The organism is Streptomyces sp. WELS2 (genome assembly GCF_013870595.1).
In the GTDB taxonomy this organism is placed as follows: domain Bacteria; phylum Actinomycetota; class Actinomycetes; order Streptomycetales; family Streptomycetaceae; genus Streptomyces.
In genome coordinates this window covers 1-6,410 of sequence record NZ_JACBWZ010000337.1, presented here as the reverse complement: position 1 = coordinate 6,410, position 6,410 = coordinate 1, and the positions used below count along the sequence as shown (strand labels likewise).

The following is a 6,410-nucleotide window of genomic DNA, read 5'->3' as shown; positions in this document are numbered from 1 at the left end:
TGATGGCCGGGCTGAGCGGGGACGTCGGCGCGAAGACCGGCTCCGCCGAGGCCGACGACACGGCCGGGTCGGACAGCTGGTTCACCGGTTACCGGGGCGATGTCGCGGCGGCGGCCATGGTCCAGGGCGGCGGGCACGGCATCGACGCCGCCGGGCCGATTGTCGCAACCGTGCTACGGAACGCCGGTTGAGATCACCCGTGAAGACGGGGACCTTAAGGTGAAAGCCGTCGTTGGGACGGTGAAGGCTTAGGAGAGCCTGGAAAGCGCGCGGAGGAACTGAGGCTGTGGGCAAGAGAAGGCGCGTCACCGAGCGACGGAAGACCCGTCCCGCCGTACTCGGCGGAATGCTCGCCGTGGTCGTCGGCGGCGCCGGGGCCGGCCTCTACGCCCTCTACGACGGCGGGGCCGCGGCCGACGAGCGCACCGCCGCCACGGCCGGCCACAAGAGCGTGAAGACCGGCCCGCTCACCGCCACCGAGGTCACCACGACGACCACCCGCTTCCTCACCGCCTGGCAGCACGGCAAGGCCGCCGAGGCCGCCGCCGCCACCGACGACCCCGCGGCGGCGGCCCCGCTGCTCACCGGCTACACCAAGGACGCCCACCTGGAGGGCGTCACCCTCACCCCCAAGGCGGCCAAGGGCGCCACGGTGCCCTTCGACGTCCGCGCCACCGTGGCCTACAAGGGCGTCAGCAGGCCGCTGGCCTACGGCAGCTCCCTCACCGTCGTACGCCGCCCGGGTGACGGCGAGCCGCGGGTCGACTGGCACGCGGCCGTCGTCCACCCGGAGCTGAGGGACGGCGACCGGTTGGTGACCGGCGCCTCCGGCACCCCGCCGGTGAAGGCGCTGGACCGCGACGGCGGCGAGATCACCGCCGCCCGGTACCCGTCGCTGGGCACGGTGCTGGACGGGCTGCGGGAGAAGTACGGCAAGACGGCCGGCGGCACGGCGGGCGTCGAGCTGCGCGTGGTGCGCGGCAAGGAGTCCAAGGCCGCCAAGCTGTCCGACAAGACGCTGGTGGAGCTGAGCGAGGGCACCCCGGGCACGGTGCGCACGACGCTCAGCCCGGCCCTCCAGGAGGCGGCCGAGCGGCAGGTGGAGAACCGGGCCAAGGCCTCGGTGGTCGTGCTGCGGCCCTCCACCGGCGAGATCCTCGCGGTCGCCAACAGCGGGCACGGTTTCAACACCGCCTTCCAGGGCTCCCTGGCCCCCGGCTCCACCATGAAGATCATCACGTCGTCGCTGCTCATCGACAAGGGCCTGGCCTCGGCGGACAAGCCGCACCCCTGCCCGAAGACGGTCACCTACGGGGGCTGGAAGTTCCACAACGACGACGACTTCGAGATCAAGGGCGGCACGTTCAAGGCGAGCTTCGCCCGCTCCTGCAACACCGCCTTCATCAGCCAGGCGGGAAAGCTGGACGACGACGACCTGACCCGGCAGGCCCAGCAGGTCTTCGGGCTGTCGATGGACAACTGGGCGATCGGCGTGCCCAGCGTCGACGGCTCGGTGCCGGTGCAGTCGGCGGCGCAGAAGGCGGCCGAGCTGATCGGGCAGGGCGGGGTGCGGATGAACCCGCTGAACATGGCGTCGGTGGCGGCCACCGTGAAGGCGGGCTCCTTCCACCAGCCGTACCTGGTCGCACCGTCCGTCGACCACCGGAGGCTGGCCACCGCCGCGCGCACCCTGTCCCCGAAGACCCTCTCGCAGCTGCGCGAGCTGATGCGGTACACGGCCGCCTCCGGCACGGCGGCGGAGGCGATGGCGGGGCTCGGCCCGGACTACGGGGCGAAGACCGGCTCGGCGGAGGTCGACGGCCAGAAGAAGCCGAACGGCTGGTTCACCGCCTACCGGGGCGACCTCGCCGCGGCGGGCGTGGTCCAGGCGGGCGGCCACGGGGGCGACACGGCCGGTCCCATCGTGGCGTCCCTGCTGCGGCTCGGGGGCTGATCAGCCGCGGACCGGCTCGGCGGTGTAGGTGCGGCGCAGGAACCGCAGCAGGGCCTTGGAGTCGAACTGCACGACCTCCACGCCGTGGTCGCCGTGGAACTCCACGACGGCCTGGACCCGCCCGCAGGGCCACACCCGGACGTCCCCGGTGCCGGCCGGCGCGCGCAGTCCGCGCTCCAGCAGCGCCCGGGAGAAGGTCCACTCGTGCGGTCCGGGCAGCCCGATGCGGACGGAGCGGGGATCGCGGTCGGGGTCGTAGCGCAGCACGACGGGTACGGCCCCCGGGTCCTCCTCGTCCGTGACGATATGAGCGCGTGCGTACTGTTCGACCACAGACATCGGACCGCCCTTTCACGCACCGTGACCTATGTGAAAGCTGTTCTTCCGCTTCCATCCAGAGTGGCACATTTTCCGGTTCGCGCCCCGGTGGGAGACGAGACTTTGTCTCTCTTGCAAGAGGTTCGCAACAAGGGCCTAAAATCGTCGGGTGCATGTACCTGACGGATTCATAGACGCCCCGACCTCCGCGGTCACCGGAGTGGTCGCCGCCGGCGCCCTCGCGGTGAGCCTGCGCGGTGCCCGCCGCGAGCTGGACGAGCGCACCGCGCCGCTGGCCGGTCTGGTCGCGGCGTTCATCTTCGCCGTGCAGATGCTCAACTTCCCCGTCGCCGCCGGGACCAGCGGACACCTGCTCGGCGGGGCCCTGGCCGCGATACTCGTCGGACCGTACACGGCCGTGCTGTGCGTGTCGGTGGTGCTCCTGATGCAGGGCGTGCTGTTCGCCGACGGCGGGCTGACCGCGCTCGGCGTGAACATCACCGACATGGCGCTGGTCACCACCGTCGTGTCGTACGCCGTCTTCCGCGGCCTGCTCGCCGTGCTGCCCCGCAAGCGGCGCTCGGTGACCGTGGCCTCCTTCGTCGCCGCGCTGGTCTCCGTGCCCGCGGCCGCGGTCGCCTTCACCCTGATCTACGCGATCGGCGGCACCACGGACGTCGCCATCGGCAAGGTCGCCACCGCGATGATCGGCGTCCATGTGCTCATCGGCATCGGCGAGGCGGTCATCACCGCGCTCACGGTCGGCGCCGTCATCGCGGTCCGCCCCGACCTGGTGCACGGTGCGCGCGGCCTACGTCAGCGGCTCCAGCTGCGGGTGAACGGCACCCTGGTGGACGCCCCCGCGGCCGAGCCCGCCACCCCGGTGCCCGCCGCGGCCCGCACCTCGCGGCGCACGCTGTGGGTGACCGGCCTGGTCACCTCCCTGGTCCTGGCCGGCTTCGTCAGCTTCTACGCCTCCGCCAACCCCGACGGCCTGGAGAAGGTCGCGCACGACAAGGGGATCGACAAGAAGGAGGAGAAGCACGCCACGTCCGACTCGCCGCTGGCCGACTACGGCGTGAAGGACATCTCCGACGCCCGGCTCTCCGGCGGTCTCGCGGGCGTCATCGGCGTCGGCGTCACCGTCGTCGCGGGCAGCGCGGTGTTCTGGGCGCTGCGCCGGCGGCGCACCGACGACGCCTCTCCCGTGAACACGGGCCTCTGAGATGGGAGCGGGACACGCGCACCGGCTGTACCGGCACGGGCACTCGCCCGTGCACGGGCTGCCGCCGCACACCAAGCTCGCCGCCGCGTTCCTGTTCGTGGTGGTCGTGGTGTCGACCCCGCGCGAGGCGATGTGGGCGTTCGCGGTGTACGCCGTGCTGCTCGCGTCCGTCGCGTACCACGCGCGCGTGCCCGCCGGCTTCCTGCTGCGGCGGCTGCTGATCGAGGTGCCGTTCGTGGCGTTCGCGGTGCTCATGCCGTTCGTCGCGGAGGGCGAACGGGTGCACGTCCTCGGGCTCTCGCTCAGCGTGAACGGGCTGTGGGGCGCCTGGAACGTGCTCGCCAAGGGCACCCTCGGCGTCGCCGCCTCCGTCCTGCTGGCCGCCACCACCGAGCTGCGCGAACTCCTGCTCGGCCTGCAACGGCTGAAGCTGCCGCCGCTGCTCGTGCAGATCGCCTCCTTCATGATCCGCTACGGCGACGTCATCACCGACGAGATGCGCCGGATGCGGATCGCCCGGGAGTCGCGCGGCTTCGAGGCGAAGGGCGTACGGCACTGGGGCGTGCTCGCCAAGTCCGCCGGCGCGCTGTTCATCCGCTCCTACGAACGCGGGGAGCGGGTCCACCTGGCCATGGTGAGCCGGGGGTACGCCGGGTCGATGCCGGTCATCGACGAGGTGACCGCCTCCGGCGCCCAGTGGCGGCACGCCCTGGCCCTCCCCTGCGCCGCCCTCGTCGTCTGTCTGCTGGGATGGTTCCTGTGACTGCTTCTCTGGAGGTCTCCGGCCTCGCCTTCGCCTACCCGGACGGACACCAGGCCCTGTTCGGCGTGGACTTCTCCCTCGCGCGCGGCGAACGGGTCGCCCTGCTCGGCCCCAACGGCGCCGGCAAGACCACCCTGGTACTGCACCTCAACGGCATCCTGAGCGGCGGCACGGGCACGGTGACCGTGGCCGGGCTGCCGGTCGGCAAGCAGCACATGGCCGCGATCCGGCAGAAGGTCGGCATCGTCTTCCAGGACCCGGACGACCAGCTGTTCATGCCGACCGTGCGGGAGGACGTGGCGTTCGGTCCGGCCGCCGCCGGGATCAAGGGGGCCGCGCTCCAGGAGCGGGTGGACACCGCGCTGGAGCGGGTCGGCATGCGGGACTTCGCCGACCGGCCGCCGCACCACCTGTCCTTCGGGCAGCGCCGCCGGGTCGCGGTGGCCACCGTACTCGCGATGGAACCGGAGATCCTGGTCCTGGACGAGCCGTCGTCCAACCTGGACCCGGCCTCCCGCCGCGAGCTCGCCGACATCCTGCGCTCGCTGGACGTGACCGTCCTCATGGTCACGCACGACCTGCCGTACGCGCTGGAGCTGTGCCCCCGCTCCCTGATCCTCAGTGACGGCGTGATCGCGGCGGACGGCCCGACCGGCGAGCTGCTCTCGGACGAGGGGCTGATGCGGGCGCACCGGCTGGAGCTGCCGTTCGGCTTCGATCCGAAGTCCGTGACCATGGGCGCGTGAGGCGCCCTCCCGCCGCCGCAACATCGACGTAACGATTCCGCTGGGCCGATCCCACCGAGGAATCGCAGGCGCGCGTGCCGTGTTGCACCCACTGTCGCAGGCGATCGGGAAGGGATGGCGAACGTGCAGAACGCGGACGTGAACGGCACAGTGGCCGAGGGCTTCGAGCCGGTCAGGGAGGCGTTCGCCGCGAACTTCGCGCGGCTCGGCGCCACACCTCCGAACTGCGGGCCGCGGTGGGCCGCAACGACCCGGGCGCCGGCCAGGAGAACTTCCCGGTGGTGCTCACCAACACCTCCGGCCGCACCTGCACCCTGCACGGCTATCCGGGCGCGGCCTTCGTCGGCGCCTCCGGCGGCCGGCTCGGCGCCGATCCCGGGCGGACACCGGGCACCCCGGTCACCGTCACCCTCCGGCCGGGGCAGAGCGCCTGGGCCGGGCTGACCTTCTCCAACCCGGAGGTCAGCGGGGCGCGGTCGGCCACCCCGGCCGGGCTGCTGGTCACCCCGCCGGACGAACGGGACCCGCTGCGGGCGGCCTGGCCGGGCGGCCCCATCCCGGTCTCCGGCACCGCCTCGTCCGTCCGGCTGACGGTACTGAGCCCGGGCACGGGCCCCTGACCGAACCCTCACCGAGCCCCTGGCCGGCTCCCGGCCTCCGGTCTGTTTTCATGAGCGGGCAACCCCGTGATCACTTCGGAAGGACCCGCCCTGAACACCCCGCTCGCCGCGGCCCTGTCCGCCGCTCTGCTCGTCGCCGTGCTGGCCTGGGCCGTCGTACGGCCCTTCGGCTGGCCGGAGGCGGTCATGGCCGTACCCGCCGCCGGGATCGCGGTGGCCACCGGCGCCCTCTCCCTCGGACACGCCCGAGCCGAGGCCGAACGGCTCGGCCCGGTGGTCGGCTTCCTGGCGGCGGTCCTGGTGATCGCCCACTTCTGCGACGTCGAAGGCCTCTTCCAGGCGTGCGGGGCCTGGATGGCCCGGTGGGCGGGCGGCCGTCCGGTGCGACTGCTGTCCGCCGTGTTCGCGCTGGCGTCGGCGATCACCGCCGTGCTCAGCCTGGACGCGACGATCGTGCTGCTCACCCCGGTGGTGTTCGCCACCGCCGCGCGCACCGGCGTACGGCCCAAACCGCATGTGTACGCCTGCACACACCTGTCGAACACCGCCTCGCTGCTGCTGCCGGTCTCCAATCTGACGAACCTGCTGGCGTTCACGGCGAGCGGGCTGAGCTTCACCCGGTTCGCGGCGCTGATGGCCCTGCCCTGGCTGGCCGCGATCGGCGTCGAGTACCTGGTGTTCCGGCGGTTCTTCGCCCGCGACCTCGCCGCGGCGGCCCCGGCGGACCGGGACCCCGGCAACCCACCGCGACTGCCGCTGTTCGCGCTGGTGACCGTGGCCTGCA

At 72.6% G+C, this 6,410-nt stretch carries 6 protein-coding genes and 2 pseudogenes; 7 read left to right on the top strand and 1 reads right to left on the bottom strand.

Going from position 1 to position 6,410, the window contains the following annotated elements:
• Positions 1-191, top strand: a pseudogene (locus H5J33_RS19635) (penicillin-binding protein); the annotation flags it as partial.
• 95 nt (positions 192-286) lie between these two features.
• Positions 287-1,954, top strand: coding sequence for a penicillin-binding transpeptidase domain-containing protein (locus H5J33_RS19630; RefSeq protein WP_181796236.1), 1,668 nt, complete (start codon positions 287-289; stop codon positions 1,952-1,954).
• On the opposite strand, the gene H5J33_RS19625 is transcribed toward H5J33_RS19630, so the two are convergent.
• Positions 1,955-2,293 carry an SsgA family sporulation/cell division regulator gene (locus H5J33_RS19625; protein ID WP_181796235.1) on the bottom strand — a complete coding sequence of 113 codons (339 nt, stop codon included), beginning with the start codon at positions 2,291-2,293 and terminating at the stop codon, positions 1,955-1,957.
• Between the two features lie 148 nt (positions 2,294-2,441).
• On the opposite strand from H5J33_RS19625, the gene H5J33_RS19620 reads away from it, so the two are divergent.
• The 5 genes and pseudogenes from H5J33_RS19620 to H5J33_RS19600 form a co-directional block, all read left to right on the top strand.
• Positions 2,442-3,497: an energy-coupling factor ABC transporter permease gene (locus tag H5J33_RS19620; protein ID WP_181796234.1), complete on the top strand. Its 1,056-nt coding sequence runs from the start codon at positions 2,442-2,444 to the stop codon at positions 3,495-3,497.
• 1 nt (position 3,498) lies between these two features.
• Positions 3,499-4,260 carry a cobalt ECF transporter T component CbiQ gene (cbiQ, locus tag H5J33_RS19615; protein ID WP_181796233.1) on the top strand — a complete coding sequence of 254 codons (762 nt, stop codon included), beginning with the start codon at positions 3,499-3,501 and terminating at the stop codon, positions 4,258-4,260.
• On the top strand, positions 4,248-5,006 hold the full coding sequence (locus H5J33_RS19610; protein WP_181796232.1) for an energy-coupling factor ABC transporter ATP-binding protein: 759 nt from the start codon (positions 4,248-4,250) through the stop codon (positions 5,004-5,006). Before cbiQ ends, H5J33_RS19610 begins: the two co-directional genes overlap by 13 nt.
• Positions 5,007-5,212: 206 nt before the next feature.
• A pseudogene (locus H5J33_RS19605) lies at positions 5,213-5,626 on the top strand (DUF4232 domain-containing protein); the annotation flags it as partial.
• A 66-nt stretch (positions 5,627-5,692) separates the two neighbouring features.
• Positions 5,693-6,410 (top strand): SLC13 family permease (locus H5J33_RS19600; protein WP_309485445.1); only part of this gene is annotated, 718 nt, incomplete at its 3' end.

Excerpts from the sequence above, each read along its gene's own strand:
- H5J33_RS19625 (WP_181796235.1), bottom strand. The coding sequence starts at position 2,293 with ATGTCTGTGGTCGAACAGTACGCACGCGCTCATATCGTCACGGACGAG.
- cbiQ (WP_181796233.1), top strand. The coding sequence starts at position 3,499 with ATGGGAGCGGGACACGCGCACCGGCTGTACCGGCACGGGCACTCGCCC.
- H5J33_RS19610 (WP_181796232.1), top strand. The coding sequence starts at position 4,248 with ATGGTTCCTGTGACTGCTTCTCTGGAGGTCTCCGGCCTCGCCTTCGCC.